Here is a 19,438-nt window from a genome sequence, read left to right as displayed (position 1 = left end):
GCTCATTCGAGCTAATGCAAGTCAGTTAAGAGAATTTGAGTCCCAACCCGCGGGGTATAAGGGCTAACGAGTGAGGGAGGCATGATGCCTCCCTCTTTATTATTGCATGCCAGTCAGGGCAAGGGTTGGAGTCAAATTGACTCTTTAATCATGGAGCTACTTTTGATATTCAATATCTCGAATATTTAGTCATAAAAGTGCTTAACTGACTGGCATTAGCTCATTCGAGCGGCTTTTTAGACAAGCGGGGAAGAAAATTACTTTTTCTTCTTGGCCTTGGCGTTCGGCAGGTCGGTGATGGAGCCTTCGAACACTTCGGCAGCCAGACCCACGGACTCGTGCAGAGTCGGGTGAGCGTGGATGGTCAGCGCGATATCTTCGGCGTCGGCACCCATCTCGATGGCCAGACCGATTTCACCCAGCAGTTCACCACCGTTGGTACCGACGATGGCACCACCGATGACGCGGCCGCTCTCCTTGTCGAAGATCAGCTTGGTCATGCCGTCGGAGCAGTCGGACGCAATGGCGCGGCCGGAAGCAGCCCACGGGAAGGTGGCGACTTCGAAGTTCAGGCCCTGTTGCTTGGCTTCCTTCTCGGTCAGACCAACCCATGCCATCTCTGGCTCGGTGTAGGCGATGGACGGGATCACTTTCGGGTCGAAGTAGTGCTTCTTGCCGGCGATCACTTCGGCGGCAACGTGACCTTCGTGAACACCTTTGTGCGCCAGCATCGGCTGACCCACGATGTCACCGATGGCGTGGATGTGCGCCACGTTGGTACGCAGCTGCTTGTCCACCTCGATGAAACCGCGCTCGGTCACGGCAACGCCAGCTTTCTCGGCATCCAGCATCTTGCCGTTCGGCACACGGCCTACGGCAACCAGCACGTTGTCGTAACGAACCGGCTCGGCCGGGGCGTGCTTGCCTTCGTAGGAGACGTACAGGCCGTCTTCGCGCGCTTCAACTGCGGTGACCTTGGTCTCCAGCATGATGTTGAATTTCTTGGCGACGCGCTTGGTGTAGATCTTGACGATGTCTTTGTCGGCAGCCGGAACCAGCTGGTCGGCAAATTCCACCACGTCGATCTCGGAACCCAGAGAGGAGTAAACGGTACCCATCTCCAGACCGATGATGCCGCCACCGATAACCAGCAGTTTGCCGGGAACGGTTTTCAGCTCAAGTGCATCGGTAGAGTCCCATACGCGCGGGTCATCGTGGGGGATGAACGGCAGCTTCACCGGACGGGAACCGGCCGCGATGATGGCGTTGTCGAAGGTCACGGTAGTCTTGCCGTCTTCCCCGGTCACTTCGAGCGTGTTCGGGCCGGTAAATTTACCCAAGCCGTTAACAACCTGAACTTTACGCATCTTGGCCATGCCAGCCAGACCGCCGGTCAGCTGGTTGATAACCTTCTCTTTCCACAGACGGATCTTGTCGATGTCGGTCTGCGGTGCACCGAAGACGATGCCGTGCTCGGCCAGCGCCTTGGCTTCTTCAATCACTTTGGCAACGTGCAGCAGCGCCTTGGAGGGGATGCAGCCCACGTTCAGGCAGACGCCACCCAGGGTGGAGTAACGCTCGACGATAATAGTATCCAGACCCAGATCGGCTGCACGGAAAGCAGCGGAATAACCGGCAGGGCCAGCACCCAGTACTACGACCTGGGTTTTGATTTCTTTACTCATCATGACCTCTTTGTCGTTCTTATATCCCCGGACAGCGCAGTCTTATACCGAAACGGGTGGCTGCAGCCGTGAAAAAAACGGGGCAAGTTTACGATCATGTTAATGAAATGAGAAGTAAAAAGGGCAGGCTCTGGGCCCGCCCTCTCACTTACAGGACCAGTCGACGAATGTCGGACAGCACGCCGTTCATGGTGGTGATGAAGCGAGCCCCATCGGCACCATCGATCACGCGGTGGTCGTAGCTCAGAGCCAGCGGCAGCATCAGGCGCGGCGCAAACTCTTTGCCGTTCCACTTCGGCTTCATCTCGGACTTGGAGACACCGAGGATGGCCACTTCCGGCGCGTTGACGATCGGGGTAAAGCTGGTACCGCCGATGCCACCCAGGCTGGAGATGGTGAAGCAACCGCCCTGCATGTCGGCAGCGGTCAGCTTGCCGGCACGGGCCTTCTTGGAGATCTCGGCCAGATCGCGAGACAGCTCCATGATGCCCTTCTTGTTAACATCACGCACCACGGGCACAACCAGACCGTTGGGGGTATCTACCGCCACACCGATGTGGATGTACTTCTTCATGATCAGCTTGCTGCCATCTTCGGACAGGGAGCTGCAGAAGCGCGGGTGAGCTTCCAGCGCCTTGGCGGCGGCTTTCAGGATGAACACCAGCGGGGTGATCTTCACGTCTGCCTTCTGCTTCTCGAGCATCGCGTTCTGCTCTTTGCGGAACGCTTCCAGCTCGGTGGTATCGGCTTCGTCGAACTGGGTGACATGAGGGATCATGACCCAGTTGCGGTGCAGGTTCGGACCGGAGATCTTCTGGATGCGGGTCAGCTCGACCTCTTCCACATCACCGAACTTGCTGAAGTCTACCTTCGGCCACGGCAGTACGCCCAGACCGTTACCACCGGCTACGCCGGCAGAGGCAGGAGCGGACTCGGCACGCTTGATGGCATCCTTCACGTAGGCTTGCACGTCTTCTTTGACGATGCGGCCCTTGCGACCGGAGGCCCTCACCTTGGCCAGGTTGACACCGAACTCGCGCGCCAGACGGCGTACCGCCGGAGAAGCGTGCACGTAGGCGTCGTTGGCAACAAAATCGGTCGCAGCGGCAGTGGCCTGGGCAACCGGAGCCGGAGCAGCGGCAACAGGGGCTGTTGCGACCGGAGCGGCAGCTTGAGCAACCGGCGCGGCAGCAGGAGCAGCGCCAGCCACTTCGAATACCATGATCAGGGAACCGGTGGAGACCTTGTCACCCGCCTTCACCTTGATCTCTTTGACCACACCGGCGAACGGCGCAGGCACTTCCATGGAGGCCTTGTCACCTTCCACGGCGATCAGGGACTGGTCGGCTTCAACCTTGTCACCCACGGCAACCATGATCTCGGTGACTTCCACTTCGTCGCCACCGATATCCGGTACGTTGACCTCTTTGGCAGCAGCGGCAGCCGGGGCAGCTTGAGCCGGAGCAGCAACGGCAGCAGGCGCAGCGCCAGCCACTTCAAATACCATCACCAGAGAGCCGGTAGAGACCTTGGCGCCAGCGGCAACCTTGATCTCGACCACGCGGCCTGCGAACGGTGCCGGTACTTCCATGGAGGCCTTGTCACCTTCCACGGCGATGATGGACTGGTCAGCTTCTACCATGTCGCCCACGGCAACCATGATTTCAGTCACGTCCACTTCGTCGTCGCCGATGTCCGGTACGTGCACATCTTTGCGCACGGCAGCGGCAGGTGCGGCGGCCGGAGCAGCAGCAACCGGTGCAGCGACTTCCGCAGGGGCGGCAGCGCCTTCGGCTTCGAAGATCATGATCTGGGAACCGGTGGCAACCTTGTCGCCCACCTTGATCAGGATCTCTTTAACGATACCGGCAGACGGAGCCGGTACTTCCATGGAGGCCTTGTCGCCTTCTACCGCGATGATGGACTGGTCCAGCTCGACCTTGTCACCCACGGCCACCATGATCTCGGTGACTTCAACTTCATCGGCGCCGATATCCGGCACCATAATCTGTTTGGACATTGTGCTTTATCCTCTTGCGTCGATCCGCGTGGCTGGCTGATGCCGCCACGCACATCTCGCGTTAACCGTTTTAAATCCTGGCAGGGTCGCGCCGTATGACGGCGCGCCCCTTGATCAACTTACGCGTACAGCGGGTTGACCTTGTCGGCATCGATGCCGTACTTGGCGATGGCGTCGGCCACAACCTGCTTGTCTACCTCGCCGCGCTTGGCCAGTTCGGTCAGAGCAGCAACCACCACGTAGAACTCGTTCACTTCGAAGTGACGACGCAGGTTGGCACGGCTGTCGGAACGGCCGTAACCGTCGGTACCCAGCACGCGGTAGTTCTCGGTCGGAACGAAGGCGCGAACCTGATCGGCGAAGGACTTCATGTAGTCGGTCGCAGCGATGGTGGCTTCGGAACCCAGTACCTGAGCGATGTACGGTACGCGAGCTTCGGCAGTCGGGTGCAGCATGTTCCAGCGATCCGCGTCCTGACCGTCACGGGCCAGCTCGTTGAAGGAGGTGACGCTGAACACATCGGAACCGATGCCGTACTCGCTGGCCAGGATCTGGGCAGCCTTGCGCACGTGACCCAGGATGGAACCACAACCGAGCAGCTGAACTTTCGCCTTGGCACCGGCGACGGATTCCAGCTTGTAGATACCCTTGCGGATGCCTTCCTCGGCGCCTTCCGGCATGGCCGGCATAGCGTAGTTCTCGTTCAGGGTGGTGATGTAGTAGAACACGTTCTCCGGGTTCTCACCGTACATGCGGCGCAGGCCGTCCTGTACGATCACCGCCACTTCATAGGCGTAGGACGGGTCGTAGGAGATGCAGTTCGGGATGGTGTTCGCCAGGATGTGGCTGTGACCATCTTCGTGCTGCAAACCTTCGCCGTTCAGGGTAGTACGACCGGAGGTCGCACCCAGCAGGAAGCCACGGGCTTGCTGGTCACCGGCTGCCCACGCCATGTCGCCGATCCGCTGGAAGCCGAACATGGAGTAGTAGATGTAGAACGGGATCATCGGGCAATCGTTGGTGCTGTAAGAGGTCGCAGCAGCCAGCCAGGAGGACATGGCGCCCAGCTCGTTGATACCGTCTTGCAGAACCTGACCCTGCTTGTCTTCCTTGTAGTAGGAGACGATGTCGCGGTCTTGCGGGGTGTACTGCTGACCGTGCGGGCTGTAGATACCGATCTGGCGGAACAGGCCTTCCATACCGAAGGTACGGGCTTCGTCAGCCAGGATCGGAACGATGCGCTTGCCGATGGACTTGTCTTTCAGCATCACGTTCAGGGAACGCACGAACGCCATGGTGGTGGAGATTTCGCGCGCCTGCTCACCCAGCAGCGGACCGAAGGCATCCAGTGCCGGGATTTCCAGCTTGGTGGTACTTTCGCGCAGACGGGTCGGCACATAGCCTTTCAGGGCGGTGCGACGGTCGTGCAGGTATTTGTGCTCAGCAGAACCGGCTTCGATCTTCAGGTACGGCAGATCGGCCAGCTGCTCGTCGGCCACCGGCAGGTTGAAGCGGTCACGCAGGTGACGCACGGAGTCCAGCTCCATCTTCTTGACCTGGTGAGCGATGTTCTTGCCTTCGGCCGCTTCACCCATGCCGTAACCCTTGATGGTCTTGGCCAGAATAACGGTCGGCTTGCCCTTGGTCTGGGTCGCCTTGTTGAATGCGGCGAACAGTTTGCGAGGATCGTGACCACCGCGGTTCAGGGCGAAGATCTCCTCGTCGGTCATGTCTTTGACCAGCGCGGCAGTTTCCGGATAACGGTTGAAGAAGTGCTCGCGGATGTAGCCACCGTCGCGGGACTTCATGGTCTGGTAGTCACCGTCCACGGTCTCGTTCATCAGCTGGATCAGCTTGCCGGAAGTGTCTTTCTTCAGCAGCTCATCCCACTTGCGACCCCAGATCACCTTGGTCACGTCCCAACCGGCGCCGGCGAACAGGCCTTCCAGCTCGTTGATGACCTTGCCGTTACCGACAACCGGACCATCCAGACGCTGCAGGTTGCAGTTGACCACGAACACCAGGTTGTCGAGCTTTTCACGCACGGCAACGGTCAGGGCACCCTTGGCTTCCGGCTCGTCCATCTCGCCGTCACCCAGGAAGGCGTAAACGGTCTGCTCGGAGCAATCTTTGATACCACGGTCGGTCAGGTACTTCAGGAAGCGAGCCTGATAGATGGCGGCGATGGGGCCCAGACCCATGGAGACGGTCGGGAACTGCCAGAAGTCCGGCATCAGTTTCGGGTGCGGATAGGAAGGGATACCCTTGCCATCCACTTCCTGACGGAAGTTGTCCAGCTGCTCTTCGGTCAGACGACCTTCAGCAAAGGCGCGAGCATAGATGCCCGGGGAGATATGACCCTGGAAGTAAACCAGATCGCCACCATCCTTCTCGTTGCGAGCACGGAAGAAGTGGTTGAAGCAGACATCATAGATGGTCGCAGAAGAAGCGAAGGAAGACATGTGACCACCCAGGTCCAGGTCTTTCTTGGACGCGCGCAGCACGATCATCATGGCGTTCCAGCGGATGATGGCGCGAATGCGGCGTTCCATCTCCAGGTCACCCGGGTAGTCCGGCTCGTCGCTGGACGGGATGGTGTTGATGTAATCGCGATTTGCCTTGGCAGCCACGTCCACACCGCTTACGCGGGCTTTCTCGGCCAACTGTTCAAGGATGAACTGAGCGCGTTGCGGACCCTCTTCACGCAGCAGGGATTCCAGAGAGGCAAGCCACTCCAGCGTTTCTATCGGGTCCACATCGTTCTTCAGGATATCAGACATGGCTGGTTCCTATGTTGTTGTGATTGCACGGCATTGCACGGCGAAGGGCGCAAGCATTCGACAATAAAGCCTTGTGGGATTAGTTTTCCTGCTGACGGATCCGACGCATGGATCGCTGGATCCGGCTGTCTTCCCTCTGCATATCCAACAAGGTGTCCTCGATAAAGGCCAGATGCTCATGACAAGCTGTTCTGGCCCGCTCCGGAGCCCCCGAAAGAATAGCCTCGATCAGATTCGCGCGATGGCGACGTATCTTGGCTACCACTCCCGGGCGGCGATTCAAAATCTCGTTATTCTGCAGAATGTTCTGTTCGAGCATCGGGCTCATGGCCCGCAGCAGGTGCAGCAGCACCACGTTGTGGGACGCCTCGGCCACCGCCAGATAGAACTGGGTCACGGCTGCCGATTCGGCCACCAGCGAGCCCAGCTGGCCCGCCTCTTCGATGGTGGTTTGCACCTGACGAATGCGCTCGAAATCAGACCCGGTTCCCCGCAACGCCGCGTAGTAGGCACAGATGCCTTCCAGCGCGTGGCGAAACTCCAGCAAGTCATACTGGGCTTCCGGGTGGGTACTGAGCAGTTCGAACAGAGGATCGGCGATCCCCTTGCTCAGGGCATTCTGCACATAAGTGCCGCCGCCCTGACGGCGATAAAGCAATCCGCGCGCTTCCAGTCGCTGGATGGCTTCGCGCAAGGAGGGGCGCGATACCTGAAACTGGATGGCGAGTTCCCGCTCGGGAGGCAATTTCTGCCCCGGCTGCAGGCTGCCTTCCAGAATCATCTGTTCCAGCTCGGCGACAATGGAGTCGGCCAACTTGGGTTGCGTAATCTTGCGATAGGGCATGAGGCTACTTTGTTAAATTGGTATTACCAATTTTATGGATGGGGCGAAAATTAGCAGAGGCCTTTTGAAAAGTCCACTCAAAAGATGATCTGAGTCAAGAATCAGCCCCACCACTTAAGAGGTAAAGCAGGGGAAACATGATTTAACTCATAGAAAATGGTCTGACCAATATTCTTGACCGCGCTCACAAATAACATTTGCGCAACCAGAGACAAAAATGGCCTGCCAGATAGGCAAGCCATTGATTTTAAAATCCAAACTAAATTTGAATATTTGCTTTAGCTGTTTAGTAACTGACGGTAGTAATCCCACTGGAAACTGGCTCCGGGATCCGTCTTGCGTCCTGGTGCGATATCGCAATGGCCGACAATTTTTTCGTGGGTAATCGCCGGATAGCGCTCCGAGATGGCTCGGGTGAGCCCCGCCAGCGCCCGGTATTGAGCCTCGGTATAGGGGGTTTCGTCAGTCCCTTCCAGCTCGATGCCGATGGAGAAGTCATTACATGCCTCCCTCCCCTGCCAGCTCGAGACACCTGCATGCCAGGCGCGCGCGCCGAACGGCACATACTGCACCAGCTCGCCATCACGGCGGATCAGGCAGTGGGCCGAGACTCGCAGCTGATGGATACCGGCAAAATAGGGGTGAGCCTCGGGGTCGAGTCGCCCCATAAAGAGATCGTCGATAAAGGGGCCACCAAACTCCCCCGGCGGCAGGCTGATGCCATGCACCACCAGCAGGGAGATATCGTCCGGCGCGGCCCGTTCGTTGTGATGGGGAGAAGGCACCCGGCGCGCCTGCTGGCACCAGCCAGCGGCATCGATAGAGAAACAAGGTTGCGAAGGGAGTTGAGTCATCGGCTACTCGAATTGGCTGATAAATGGCGAGAAAACGAAGATACCTGATAGGCAACCCGACACCAACTCACTGAATCAAAGGGAAATGGTATGTTAGGCTGAGTCATCTTCCGCTCGATATGGATGGGGTATGCAGCACATGGCACGCTGGATGTGGTTACTGGCCTGGCTCTCTTTGATGGGCCTGCTGACCCTCTATTTTCACTCCCGCAACCAACCAAGCGTCACCGCCAGCGGCGAGCTGTTGCTGCGAGCCGACCAGAGCGGCCACTATCGTCTGGAGGGTGCCATCAACGGTCAGCCGGTGCAACTACTGCTCGATACCGGCGCCACCCGTATCACCATCCCGCAGCAGGTTGCCGAGCGGCTCGGCCTGACCGCTTATGGCAGCAGCCAGGTCAATACCGCTGCGGGGCAGATCCGGGTCGGCAACGGCACCATCGAAACGCTGGCGATGGGGCCATTGACCTTGTACGATCTGGCCATCTTTATCAATCCGGCGGCAGACGGTGACGAAGTGCTGGTTGGCATGAACGCCCTCGGTCGGCTGGAGCTGGTTCAAAAGGAGCGGCAACTGCTGCTCAGACCCTTGCAGGAATAAGGCATGTTTCAACAGGATGTCAGCCGCGCCGTGCGCGCCGCACTACTCGAAGATCTGGGCGATGCCCTCACCACGCTGGACCAACCGGACGCCAGCGCCGATATCACCGCACAGCTGATCCCGGCCGACCGGATGGCCAGCGCCCGGGTCATCACCCGTGAAGCAGGCGTATTCTGCGGCCAACCCTGGGTGGATGAAGTGTTCGTACAACTCGGCGGCGACGTGAAGGTGGAGTGGAAGGTGCAGGATGGCGAAGTGCTCTCCCCCAATCAGGAGCTGTTTCGCCTCCACGGCCCTGCCCGCCTGCTGCTGACCGGCGAGCGCAATGCCCTGAACTTTGTCCAGACCCTCTCCGGCGTCGCCACCCTCACTGCTCGCTATGTGGCAGAGCTGGAGGGTACTGATTGCCGTCTGCTCGACACCCGCAAGACCATCCCCGGGCTTCGCACCGCCCAGAAGTACGCGGTTACCTGCGGTGGTGGCAAGAATCACCGCATCGGCCTCTACGACGCCTATCTCATCAAAGAGAACCATATCCTCGCCTGTGGCGGTATTGCCGAGGCGATTAATGAGGCTCGTCATCTCAATCCGGGCAAACCGGTAGAGGTAGAAGTCGAAACGCTGGCAGAGCTGGAACAGGCGCTGGCGGCACACGCCGATATCGTGATGCTGGACAACTTCGACGTGACCATGATGCGGGAAGCAGTCGCCATCAATCAGGGCCGCGCCAAGCTGGAGGTCTCGGGCAATGTGACGCTGGATACCCTGGCCGAGTTTGCCGCCACCGGCGTCGATTTTATCTCGGTCGGGGCGCTGACCAAGCATGTACGGGCGCTCGATCTCTCCATGCGCTTTATCCAGCAGTGAGATTCACCCCGCAGGCCTGAGCAAATACTCGACCTAACCGGATAAACAACTTGCAAAAGGCGCCATAGGCGCCTTTTCTTTATGCAGGATCCCTCAGCAAAGGAGTGTAATGACGGACCCGCTTTCACCCGTAACAAAGAGTCATAAGAAGCCACTTATTTTATGACTCGCATCAAGTTTTTGGTAAATGACATGAAAGTGGTTAACAAAGGCAGCAATCTCTGTTGCCACCCCTGACAGCTCGGATAAGATACTGACGTTCGGATGGTTTTCTACCGACACTTCCCAGGAACCAAGGATAAAAGGATATTTCAAATGAAGAAACAATCGGGTTTTACCCTTATTGAACTGATGATCGTGGTCGCGATCGTGGCCATTCTGGCTGCAGTCGCACTGCCGGCGTATCAGAACTACACCGCCAAAGCCAAGTTTACTGAGGTGGTTGCAGCCACAGGGGCAGCAAAAGCATCAGTCGAACTCTGTTACAACAATTTGTCCACATTAACTGGATGTAGCGGCGGATCAAATGGCGTACCAGCTAACATAACGAATACTGGAAACGTAGCCTCTTTGACCACTACAGATGGAGTTATTACAGCGACAGCAGTTGGTGCGACTAATGCGCCAGTAAATGGTTTGAAAGGGCAAACATACATACTTACTCCAACCCTAACAAACAACAAAATCATTTGGAGTAATAATGCATCAGGTGCAGTCAGCTCCTGTATTGCAGATGGTGTTTGCTAATTTAGCATGACTTCTAGCCCTAATAGCGGCCTGGCGTTAAGCCTGGCCGCCTCTTCATTGATCAGTGAAGAGGACTCCCAGCGCTATCTGAGCCAAGCCAAGGCCCAGCGCAAACCTTTTGTGACATTTCTGATAGAGAACGAGATCCTCGACAGCAAGGCGCTCGCCGATTTTTGCGAGCTAGAGTATGGGGTACCTCTGCTGGATCTTGCCGCCTTCGACTTGGCCGAGATCCCGCAGAAGTACCTCAATCAGAAGCTGATTGAGAAACACCACGTCCTGCCCATCTACACCCAGGGCCACACCCTCTATATCGCCATGTCGGATCCGACCAATGTCTCGGCGTTGGAGGACTTTGGCTTCAGCTTCGGTCTTCATACCGAGGCGCTGCTGGTGGAGGAGAACAAGCTCACCGCCGCCATTGGCAAGCTGCTGGAGAGCGAAAATGACGCCCTCGGCATGGAGGATATCGACGAGTCCGATATTTCGGATCTCGAGGTCTCTGACGAGAACAGCCGGCTGGACGAGAGTGTCAATACCGCCGATGACGATGCTCCCATCGTCAAGTACATCAACAAGATCCTGATGGATGCAATCAAGCGCGGCGCCTCAGACCTGCACTTTGAGCCCTATGAGTTCAAGTATCGGGTACGCTTTCGCATCGACGGCATTCTGCATGAAATTGCCACCCCGCCGGTTAACCTCTCCAACCGCTTCTCCGCTCGCCTCAAGGTCATGGCACGACTCGATATTGCCGAACGGCGGCTACCGCAGGATGGCCGCATCAAGCTGAAGCTGTCGCGCAACAAGTCAATGGATATGCGGGTCAACACCCTGCCCACCATGTGGGGGGAGAAGATCGTTATCCGTCTGCTCGACTCCTCGGCGGCACGCCTTAATATCGAGCAACTCGGCTTTGATGACCGGCAGAAGGCGCAGTACCTGCGCGCCCTCTCCAAGCCACAGGGAATGATCCTGGTGACCGGCCCCACCGGCTCGGGTAAAACGGTCTCGCTCTATACCGGCCTCAATATTCTCAACACCACCGAGGTCAATATCTCTACCGCCGAAGATCCGGTGGAGATCAACCTGCCCGGCGTCAACCAGGTGCAGGTCAACCCCAAGGCGGGGCTCACCTTCGCCAGCGCCCTGCGCTCCTTCTTGCGGCAAGATCCGGATGTGGTGATGGTGGGTGAAATTCGCGATCTCGAAACCGCCGAGATCGCTATCAAGGCGGCGCAGACCGGTCACCTGGTGCTCTCCACCCTGCATACCAACTCCGCCGCCGAGACCCTGACCCGGATGATGAACATGGGGGTTCCGGCCTTCAACATCGCCTCCTCGGTCACCCTGATCATGGCCCAGCGGTTGGCCCGTAAACTGTGCGACCACTGCAAAGCGCCGGAAGTGGTGCCGGAAGCAGAACTGCTGGAGCTGGGCTTTACGCCGCAGCAGTTGGCGGCAGGGCTTCGACTGTTCAAACCGGTCGGCTGCAAGGAGTGTTCCGGCGGCTACAAGGGGCGGGTCGGCATCTACGAAATCATGCTGATGTCGGAGAACATCGCCAAATTGATCATGCAAGGGGCCAACTCCCTGCAAATCGCCGCTATCGCGCAGAAGGAAGGAATGCGCACCCTGCGCACCTCGGGACTGGAGAAGGCCCGGCTCGGGGTCACCAGTCTGGCCGAAGTCAACCGGGTCACCACCAACTGATCCACGTGCGGAACGACCCGCAGGTTTGGTTGGCACAAAGCATCATTCACCCACAAACTCGCTATGGATGACAACCCGAGCGACAGAATAATCAGGTATTAAAGTGACCGGGCTGGCGCCAAGAAGGTACCACCCACCCTATCAGTACCCCGCAGGCATCAAGCCAGTCGGGCACCTTGACCAGGTTGGTGACGTGCGGAGTCCGACTCTGACAACCAACCCCATTGCAGGATGCAAAGATGGCAACCCTAACGAAAAAGAACAATGCCCCCAAGAAAGTCTTCGCCTTCCGCTGGCACGGGGTAAACCGCAAGGGGCAGAAGGTCTCCGGCGAGCTGCAGGCCGACAGCATCAACACCGTCAAGACCGAACTGCGCAAGCAGGGGGTCAACGTCACCAAGGTGGCCAAAAAATCCCAGGGGCTCTTCTCCAAGGGCGGCGCCAAGATCAAGCCGATGGATATCGCCATCGTCTCCCGTCAGATCACCACCATGCTCTCCGCCGGCGTACCACTGGTGCAGAGCCTGCAGATCATCGCCCGCAGTCACGAGAAAGCCTCGATGCGCGAGCTGATGGGGCAGATTGCCGCCGATGTGGAGACTGGCACCCCCATGTCGGAGGCGCTGCGTCGCCATCCTCTCTATTTCGATGATCTCTACTGCGATCTGGTGGAAGCCGGTGAGCAATCCGGGGCGCTGGAGACCATCTACGACCGTATCGCTACCTATCGGGAAAAGTCGGAAGCGCTCAAGTCGAAGATCAAGAAGGCGATGTTCTACCCCACCATGGTCATTCTGGTCGCCATTGTGGTCACCTCCATCCTGCTGCTGTTCGTCATTCCGCAGTTCGAGGATATCTTCAAGAGCTTCGGCGCCGAGCTGCCGGTGTTCACCCAGTTTGTTATCGGCATCTCCCGCTTTATGCAGAACTGGTGGTATGTCTTCTTTGGTGGCACGGCCCTTGGCATCTTCCTTTACGTGCGAGCCTGGCGGGCCTCCCAGAAGGTGAAAGACAATACCGACAAGTTCGTCCTCACCATTCCGGTGGTCGGGATGATCCTGCACAAGGCGGCGATGGCCCGCTTTGCCCGCACCCTGTCTACCACCTTCTCCGCCGGTATTCCGCTGGTGGATGCGCTGATTTCGGCGGCTGGCGCCTCCGGCAACTATGTCTATCGCACCGCGGTCATGGCCATCCGCAACGAGGTGGTGGCCGGTATGCAGATCAACGTGGCAATGCGCACCGTCGATCTCTTCCCCGACATGGTGATCCAGATGGTGATGATCGGTGAGGAGTCCGGTGCCATCGATGATATGCTCTCCAAGGTCGCCACCATCTTCGAACAGGAGGTGGATGATCTGGTCGATGGCCTCACCAGCCTGCTGGAACCCCTCATCATGGTGGTGCTCGGGGTGCTGGTCGGCGGCATGGTTATCGCCATGTACCTGCCCATCTTCAAGCTTGGCGACGTGGTAGGCTGATTTATCAGGGCATGGCACCACCGCCATGCCCTCCCCCTCATCCAATAACTGACGGTTGGTTATGACACTTCTTCTCGAGCTGGCTCACAGCTTGCCCTGGCTCTACTTCTCGCTGGTTTTTCTTTTCTCCCTGATGATCGGCAGCTTCCTTAACGTAGTGATCCACCGCTTGCCCATCATGCTGGAGCGGGAGTGGCAGGCCGAGTATCACGGCTACTTTGCCCCCGATGAGGAGGCCGCTGCGCCAGAGCGCTACAACCTGATGGTTCCGCGCTCCGCATGCCCTCACTGTGGCCACGCCATCACTGCGCTGGAGAACATCCCGCTGTTGAGCTGGATCTGGCTCAAAGGGCGCTGCCGCGACTGTCAGGCCCCCATCTCGGCCCGCTATCCGCTGGTAGAGCTGCTGACCGCCCTGCTCTCGGTGGCCGTTGCCATGGTCATAACGCCGGGTTGGGGGACACTGGCTGCCCTGCTGCTGACCTGGGTGCTGGTCTCCCTCACCTTCATCGATCTCGACAAGATGTTGCTGCCCGACCAGCTCACCCTGCCCCTGCTGTGGGGCGGGCTGCTGTTCAATCTGGCAGGTGGCTTCGTGCCGCTGGCGGATGCCGTGATCGGTGCCATGGCGGGCTATCTGGTGCTCTGGAGCCTCTACTGGGCTTTCAAGCTGCTAACTGGCAAGGAGGGGATGGGCTATGGCGACTTCAAGCTGCTGGCGGCGCTGGGCGCCTGGCTCGGTTGGCAGGCGCTGCCCATAATTCTGCTGCTCTCATCTCTGGTCGGTGCCGTGATCGGCATCAGCCTGATCGCCTTGCAAAAACATCATCAGGGCAAGCCCATCCCCTTCGGCCCCTACCTCGCCATCGCGGGCTGGATTGCGCTGCTATGGGGCGATACCATCACCCGCTGGTATCTCTCTACCCTGCTTTGAGCAAGAGGCCCCCATGTATGTAGTTGCTATCACAGGTGGTATCGGCAGCGGCAAGACAACTATCGCCAATCAGTTTGCCGCGCTGGGTATCGAGGTGGTGGATGCCGATGTGATCGCCCGTGAAGTGGTCGAGCCGGGCACCCCGGCCCTTGCCGCCATCGCCGACCATTTTGGCCCTGATGTGATTGATCCGAGCGGTCAACTCGACCGTCGCGCCCTGCGCGAGCGGGTCTTCAGCGACCCGCAGGCCAAGGAGTGGCTCAATGCTTTGCTCCACCCGCTGATTCGCAGCGAAATGCTGCGCCAGTGCGCCGCGGCCAGTTCACCTTACTGCCTGCTGGTGGTACCGCTGCTGGTGGAGAACAAACTCACCGGCCTAGCCAATCGGGTACTGGTGATCGATGTGGACGAAGCCACCCAGATTGAGCGCACCTGCCGTCGGGATGGGGTATCGGCCGAGCAGGCCAAGGCCATCATCGCCGCCCAGGCGAGCCGGACAGAGCGCCTCGCGGCGGCGGATGATGTCATCGAAAACCACAATGACAGCGAAATGGCGATTAAAACGCGGATTTTGGCGCTGCACGAGACATATCTGGCAATTGCCTCTCAACAAGGCCGCCAAGTGTGAGTACACTAGGCCGGTTTATGGCTGGCCAGGATTAGGCATGATTTACGATTTCCCCCTCAATGAAAAAAGCCGGACCTATCTTCGTCTGGAGTCCCTGTTTTCCCAGATCCGCGACAATCTGGAGAGTGAACAATCCTGGGCACATATCGCCTTCTTCAAGGGGCTGTTCGATCTGCAGGAGTTGCTGGAGCGCGGTGACCTGCGCGCCGACCTCATCAAGGATCTGGAGCGTCTCGGCCAGCGTCTGAGCCACTGGGCCAGCCTGCCCGACGTCGATCTGGAGCAGATCAAACTGATGCAGCAAGAGAGCAGCCAGCTCTCTCGCAACCTGCTCAACTCGCCACGCCCGGGTGCCCGCCTGAAAGAGGATCGTCTGCTCGGCTCCATCCGCCAGCGCTTCTCCATCCCGGGTGGTCTGTGTGCCTTCGATGTGCCGCAGCTACACCACTGGCTCGGTACCCCGGCCATCACACGTCACCAGCAGATGCAAGGCTGGCTGAGTGACATTAACCTGCTGATGAATGCCATCACCCTGCTGCTGCGCCTGTGGCGTGAATCAGGCAGCTTCAGTGAGCAGGTTGCCAGCAACGGTTTCTTCCAGGACACCGCCGAGAGCGCCGAGCTGATCCGCATCAAGCTGCCGGGCAATCTGTTCTGCTACCCGACCCTGAGCGGCCACAAGAACCGCTTCGCCCTGCGCTTTCTGCCCACCGCAGAACAGCCAATTGGCGACGTGCCGTTCCAGCTCGCCTGCTGCTAAGGAGGGCTTATGGTCACCAAGGTAAAGTGTCCGACCTGTCAGAGCGAAGTGGAATGGGGCCTGCAGAGCCCGTTCCGCCCCTTCTGCAGCAAACGCTGCCAGCTGATCGATCTCGGCGAATGGGCCGATGAAGAGAAGCGGATCCCGGGGGAGATCAACCCGGATCTGCTGCCGGAGCCGGAAGAGGGCGATCAGTGGCTATAAGCCCCTGGTCACGCACCTCTACAACATGAAAAAAGGGCCGATTGGCCCTTTTTTGATGCTTGTTGATTGCTACCGGCTCACGCCAGCAGACCCTGTAGCCGCGCTACAATCGGGCCATTGGCATCGGGGAAGTGGTAGTTGTGCAGCTCGGCCACCGGCACCCACAGACACTCCTGCCCCTCCTTGCCGAACGGCTCACCGCTGAAACGGGTCACCTTCCAGATATCCAGCAATACCTGCTTCTCGGGGTAGTCGTGCTGCAGTTCCATAAAGGGGGCACAATCCAATACCCGGATGCCGATCTCTTCCCACAGCTCCCGATCCAGTGCGGTGAGCAGATCCTCACCCGACTCCACCTTGCCTCCGGGAAACTCCCAGCGATCACCCTGATGGCGATCGGAGGAGCGTCGGGCGATGAAGATATCGCCCCGTTCATTCTCGATGACGCCAACCGCCACCCAGATCCGTTTTTTCTGTTCCATCAATTACCTCTGTTCGCTTGTTGCCACCAATAACAAGGCGGGCACTTGGCCCGCCTGTTATGGCATAGCGTCGATCAGGTCAACTGACCGTGGCAGTGCTTGTACTTCTTGCCGGAACCGCACGGGCAGGGATCGTTGCGACCGACCTTCTGCTCGTCGCGCACGAAGGTGGTGTGCCCCTCTTCGCCTGCGGCCTGCTCATCGGCCAGCTGGCTCTCGGCAGCGGCGTGGGTATAGGTACGGGGAGCGGCTTCCGCCTGCTGGCGCTGCTGCTCTTCCATCGCTTCCACATCGCGCTCCTGCACCTGAACACGGCTCAGGATGCTGACCACGTCGCGCTTGAGGGTTTCCAGCATCTGGGTGAACAGATCGAAGGATTCGCGCTTGTACTCCTGCTTGGGGTTCTTCTGGGCATAACCGCGCAGATGGATGCCCTGACGCAGGTGATCCATGGCCGCCAGATGCTCTTTCCACAGACCATCCAGGGTTTGCAGCATCACCGCCTTCTCGAAGTTGCGCAGCACCTCTTTGCCGACCAGCTCTTCCTTGTGGGCATAGAGCTTGGTGGCTTCGTCCAGAATGCGCTCGCGCAGCTTCTCTTCATACAGCTTGTCATCTTCCGCCAGCCACTGTTGCAGCGGCAGATCCAGCGCGAAGTCGGCCTTCAGGCGTGCTTCCAGACCCGGCACGTCCCACATCTCTTCCAGAGACTGGGGCGGAATGTACTCGTCGATCACCGCGCCGTAGACGTCGTCACGGATAACGTGGATGGTCTCGGAGATGTCGTTGGTATCCAGCAGCTCGTTGCGCTGCTCGTAGACCACCTTGCGCTGGTCGTTGGCCACGTCATCAAACTCCAGCAAGCTCTTGCGGATGTCGAAGTTGCGACCTTCCACCTTGCGCTGGGCATTTTCGATCGCCTTGGTGACCCATGGGTGCTCGATGGCTTCGCCCTCTTCCATGCCCAGCTTCTTCATCATGCCGGTCACGCGGTCGGAGGCGAAGATCCGCATCAGGGTATCTTCCATGGAGAGGTAGAAACGGGAGGAGCCCGGGTCACCCTGACGACCGGAACGGCCGCGCAGCTGGTTGTCGATACGACGGGATTCGTGACGCTCGGTACCGATAATGTGCAGACCACCGGCGGCCAGCACCGCATCGTGACGCACCTGCCAGGCGGCTTTCAGCTCGGCAATCTGCTCGCTGGTCGGGTTCTCCAGCTTGGCAATCTCTGCTTGCCAGTTGCCGCCCAACACGATGTCGGTACCACGACCGGCCATGTTGGTCGCGATGGTGACCGCACCAGTCTGACCGGCCTGGGCAACGATCTCCGCTTCCATGGCGTGGAACTTGGCGTTCAGCACCTTGTGCGGGATCTTCTCCTTGGTCAGGATGCCGGAGAGCAGCTCGGAGTTCTCGATAGAGACGGTACCAACCAGTACAGGCTGGCCCTTGGCCACGCACTGACGGATATCTTCGATGATGGCGGCATACTTCTCATTGGCGGTCAGGTAGACCAGATCGCCCATGTCCTTGCGCACCATCGGCTTGTTGGTCGGGATAACCACGGTATCCAGGCCATAAATCTGCTGGAATTCAAAGGCTTCGGTATCTGCAGTACCGGTCATCCCCGCCAGCTTGTTGTAGAGACGGAAGTAGTTCTGGAAGGTGATGGATGCCAGCGTCTGGTTCTCGTTCTGGATCTTCACCCCTTCCTTCGCTTCAACGGCCTGATGCAGACCATCTGACCAGCGACGACCCGGCATGGTACGACCGGTGTGCTCGTCAACGATGACGATTTCGTCTTTCTGGACGATATAGTCCACGTTGCGCTCGAACAGGGTGTGAGCACGCAGACCGGCATTGACGTGGTGCAGCAGGCTGATGTTGGAGGCGGAGAACAGGGAGTCGTTCTCGTCCAGCAGCCCCTCTTTCTTGAGCAGCTCTTCCACGAAGATCTGACCGTTTTCGGTCAGCAGGGCCTGACGGTTCTTCTCGTCCACCGTGTAGTGACCGTCGCCGGTGTACTCTTCGGTGTCTTCCTTGTCCTGCTTGACCAGCAGCGGGATCAGCTTGTTGACGCGAATATAGAGCTCGGAGCTGTCTTCGGCCGGACCGGAGATGATGAGCGGAGTCCGGGCTTCATCGATAAGCACCGAGTCCACCTCATCCACCAGCGCGTAGTTGAGCGGGCGCTGTACCCGCTGCTCCGGCGAGAACGCCATGTTGTCGCGCAGGTAGTCAAAACCGAATTCGTTGTTGGTACCGTAGGTGATGTCGGCGGCGTAGGCGTCACGCTTCTGGGACGCATCCATACCGGGCACGTTGCAATCGACGGTCATGCCGAGGAAGGCAAACAGCGGGCGGTTTGCCTCAGCGTCACGTTTGGCCAGATAGTCGTTCACCGTCACCACGTGCACACCACGGCCACTCAGGGCGTTCAGGTAAGCTGGCAGGGTTGCGGTCAGGGTCTTACCTTCACCGGTTTTCATTTCCGCGATGCGGTTGGAGTTCAGTACCATGCCGCCAATCAGCTGCACGTCGAAGTGGCGCATGCCAAACACCCGCTTGGAGGCTTCACGCACGGTCGCGAACGCTTCCGGCAGCAACTGCTCCAGGGTCTCACCCTGCTCGATACGCTGACGATATTCAGCCGTTTTGGCCTGCAACTCGGCATCGGACAGAGCCTCGAACTGCGGCTCCATGGCATTGACCTGTTTTACAATTTTGCGCAAAGCCTTGAGCGTTCTGTCGTTCCGGCTGCCGATAATCTTGGTAAGCAGTGTGCTAATCATGGGTACCAACTATTTCTGGTTATAAAAGCGTTCCGTCACTGGA

The 19,438-nt window shown here is 58.6% G+C and carries 16 protein-coding genes; 9 read left to right on the top strand and 7 right to left on the bottom strand.

Features of this window, described 5'->3' with window-relative positions; all coding sequences use genetic code 11:
* Window positions 1-257 precede the first annotated feature (257 nt).
* The 5 genes from lpdA to ampD form a co-directional block, all read right to left on the bottom strand.
* The gene (lpdA, locus tag AACT07_RS07785; protein WP_005341659.1) at window positions 258-1,685 is read right to left on the bottom strand and encodes a dihydrolipoyl dehydrogenase; all 1,428 of its coding nucleotides are present in this window, start codon (window positions 1,683-1,685) and stop codon (window positions 258-260) included.
* Window positions 1,686-1,833: 148 nt separating this feature from the next.
* Window positions 1,834-3,705: a pyruvate dehydrogenase complex dihydrolipoyllysine-residue acetyltransferase gene (aceF, locus tag AACT07_RS07780; protein ID WP_069527082.1), complete on the bottom strand. Its 1,872-nt coding sequence runs from the start codon at window positions 3,703-3,705 to the stop codon at window positions 1,834-1,836.
* Window positions 3,706-3,824: 119 nt separating this feature from the next.
* Window positions 3,825-6,485 carry a pyruvate dehydrogenase (acetyl-transferring), homodimeric type gene (gene aceE, locus AACT07_RS07775; RefSeq protein ID WP_005355086.1) on the bottom strand — a complete coding sequence of 887 codons (2,661 nt, stop codon included), beginning with the start codon at window positions 6,483-6,485 and terminating at the stop codon, window positions 3,825-3,827.
* 79 nt (window positions 6,486-6,564) lie between these two features.
* Window positions 6,565-7,329 carry a pyruvate dehydrogenase complex transcriptional repressor PdhR gene (gene pdhR, locus AACT07_RS07770; RefSeq protein ID WP_005336127.1) on the bottom strand — a complete coding sequence of 255 codons (765 nt, stop codon included), beginning with the start codon at window positions 7,327-7,329 and terminating at the stop codon, window positions 6,565-6,567.
* Window positions 7,330-7,607: 278 nt separating this feature from the next.
* Entirely contained in the window at window positions 7,608-8,183 is a 576-nt protein-coding gene (gene ampD / locus AACT07_RS07765) for a 1,6-anhydro-N-acetylmuramyl-L-alanine amidase AmpD (RefSeq protein WP_069527081.1), read from the bottom strand.
* A 130-nt stretch (window positions 8,184-8,313) separates the two neighbouring features.
* Between ampD and AACT07_RS07760 the strand changes: the two genes are divergently transcribed.
* From AACT07_RS07760 to yacG, 9 genes are all read left to right on the top strand, one after another.
* Complete coding sequence (locus AACT07_RS07760) at window positions 8,314-8,784, top strand: retropepsin-like aspartic protease family protein (protein ID WP_069527080.1); 471 nt, start codon at window positions 8,314-8,316, stop codon at window positions 8,782-8,784.
* A 3-nt stretch (window positions 8,785-8,787) separates the two neighbouring features.
* Window positions 8,788-9,651 (top strand): carboxylating nicotinate-nucleotide diphosphorylase, encoded by an 864-nt coding sequence (gene nadC, locus AACT07_RS07755; RefSeq protein ID WP_069527079.1) that lies wholly within the window; start codon window positions 8,788-8,790, stop codon window positions 9,649-9,651.
* Between the two features lie 315 nt (window positions 9,652-9,966).
* On the top strand, window positions 9,967-10,398 hold the full coding sequence (tapA, locus tag AACT07_RS07750) for a type IVa pilus major pilin TapA (protein WP_083249929.1): 432 nt from the start codon (window positions 9,967-9,969) through the stop codon (window positions 10,396-10,398).
* Window positions 10,399-10,404: 6 nt separating this feature from the next.
* A complete protein-coding gene (gene tapB / locus AACT07_RS07745; protein WP_069527078.1) occupies window positions 10,405-12,111 on the top strand; it encodes a PilB family type IVa pilus assembly ATPase TapB in 1,707 nt (568 codons plus the stop codon).
* 239 nt (window positions 12,112-12,350) lie between these two features.
* Window positions 12,351-13,592, top strand: a complete 1,242-nt coding sequence (locus AACT07_RS07740) for a type II secretion system F family protein (protein WP_005336136.1) — start codon at window positions 12,351-12,353, stop codon at window positions 13,590-13,592.
* 61 nt (window positions 13,593-13,653) lie between these two features.
* Window positions 13,654-14,526: a prepilin peptidase gene (locus AACT07_RS07735; protein WP_069527077.1), complete on the top strand. Its 873-nt coding sequence runs from the start codon at window positions 13,654-13,656 to the stop codon at window positions 14,524-14,526.
* A gap of 13 nt (window positions 14,527-14,539) precedes the next feature.
* Window positions 14,540-15,154: a dephospho-CoA kinase gene (gene coaE / locus AACT07_RS07730; RefSeq protein WP_069527076.1), complete on the top strand. Its 615-nt coding sequence runs from the start codon at window positions 14,540-14,542 to the stop codon at window positions 15,152-15,154.
* A 37-nt stretch (window positions 15,155-15,191) separates the two neighbouring features.
* Window positions 15,192-15,914: a cell division protein ZapD gene (gene zapD, locus AACT07_RS07725; protein ID WP_005336141.1), complete on the top strand. Its 723-nt coding sequence runs from the start codon at window positions 15,192-15,194 to the stop codon at window positions 15,912-15,914.
* A gap of 9 nt (window positions 15,915-15,923) precedes the next feature.
* A complete protein-coding gene (gene yacG / locus AACT07_RS07720) occupies window positions 15,924-16,118 on the top strand; it encodes a DNA gyrase inhibitor YacG (RefSeq protein ID WP_069527075.1) in 195 nt (64 codons plus the stop codon).
* Window positions 16,119-16,195: 77 nt separating this feature from the next.
* On the opposite strand, the gene mutT is transcribed toward yacG, so the two are convergent.
* Window positions 16,196-16,600, bottom strand: coding sequence for an 8-oxo-dGTP diphosphatase MutT (gene mutT / locus AACT07_RS07715; protein ID WP_019444787.1), 405 nt, complete (start codon window positions 16,598-16,600; stop codon window positions 16,196-16,198).
* A gap of 74 nt (window positions 16,601-16,674) precedes the next feature.
* Window positions 16,675-19,395 carry a preprotein translocase subunit SecA gene (secA, locus tag AACT07_RS07710; RefSeq protein ID WP_069527074.1) on the bottom strand — a complete coding sequence of 907 codons (2,721 nt, stop codon included), beginning with the start codon at window positions 19,393-19,395 and terminating at the stop codon, window positions 16,675-16,677.
* Between the last annotated feature and the right edge of the window lie 43 nt (window positions 19,396-19,438).

The organism is Aeromonas sp. ANP5, from assembly GCF_963870295.1.
GTDB lineage: Bacteria > Pseudomonadota > Gammaproteobacteria > Enterobacterales > Aeromonadaceae > Aeromonas > Aeromonas veronii.
This window is presented reverse-complemented; position numbering and strand designations above follow the sequence as displayed.

Coding starts and splice junctions, on each gene's coding strand:
- aceF (WP_069527082.1), bottom strand. CDS start 3,705: ATGTCCAAACAGATTATGGTGCCGGATATCGGCGCCGATGAAGTTGAA.
- AACT07_RS07735 (WP_069527077.1), top strand. CDS start 13,654: ATGACACTTCTTCTCGAGCTGGCTCACAGCTTGCCCTGGCTCTACTTC.
- mutT (WP_019444787.1), bottom strand. CDS start 16,600: ATGGAACAGAAAAAACGGATCTGGGTGGCGGTTGGCGTCATCGAGAAT.
- yacG (WP_069527075.1), top strand. CDS start 15,924: ATGGTCACCAAGGTAAAGTGTCCGACCTGTCAGAGCGAAGTGGAATGG.
- secA (WP_069527074.1), bottom strand. CDS start 19,395: ATGATTAGCACACTGCTTACCAAGATTATCGGCAGCCGGAACGACAGA.
- AACT07_RS07760 (WP_069527080.1), top strand. CDS start 8,314: ATGCAGCACATGGCACGCTGGATGTGGTTACTGGCCTGGCTCTCTTTG.
- ampD (WP_069527081.1), bottom strand. CDS start 8,183: ATGACTCAACTCCCTTCGCAACCTTGTTTCTCTATCGATGCCGCTGGC.
- lpdA (WP_005341659.1), bottom strand. CDS start 1,685: ATGAGTAAAGAAATCAAAACCCAGGTCGTAGTACTGGGTGCTGGCCCT.
- nadC (WP_069527079.1), top strand. CDS start 8,788: ATGTTTCAACAGGATGTCAGCCGCGCCGTGCGCGCCGCACTACTCGAA.
- pdhR (WP_005336127.1), bottom strand. CDS start 7,329: ATGCCCTATCGCAAGATTACGCAACCCAAGTTGGCCGACTCCATTGTC.
- AACT07_RS07740 (WP_005336136.1), top strand. CDS start 12,351: ATGGCAACCCTAACGAAAAAGAACAATGCCCCCAAGAAAGTCTTCGCC.
- tapA (WP_083249929.1), top strand. CDS start 9,967: ATGAAGAAACAATCGGGTTTTACCCTTATTGAACTGATGATCGTGGTC.
- tapB (WP_069527078.1), top strand. CDS start 10,405: ATGACTTCTAGCCCTAATAGCGGCCTGGCGTTAAGCCTGGCCGCCTCT.
- zapD (WP_005336141.1), top strand. CDS start 15,192: ATGATTTACGATTTCCCCCTCAATGAAAAAAGCCGGACCTATCTTCGT.
- aceE (WP_005355086.1), bottom strand. CDS start 6,485: ATGTCTGATATCCTGAAGAACGATGTGGACCCGATAGAAACGCTGGAG.
- coaE (WP_069527076.1), top strand. CDS start 14,540: ATGTATGTAGTTGCTATCACAGGTGGTATCGGCAGCGGCAAGACAACT.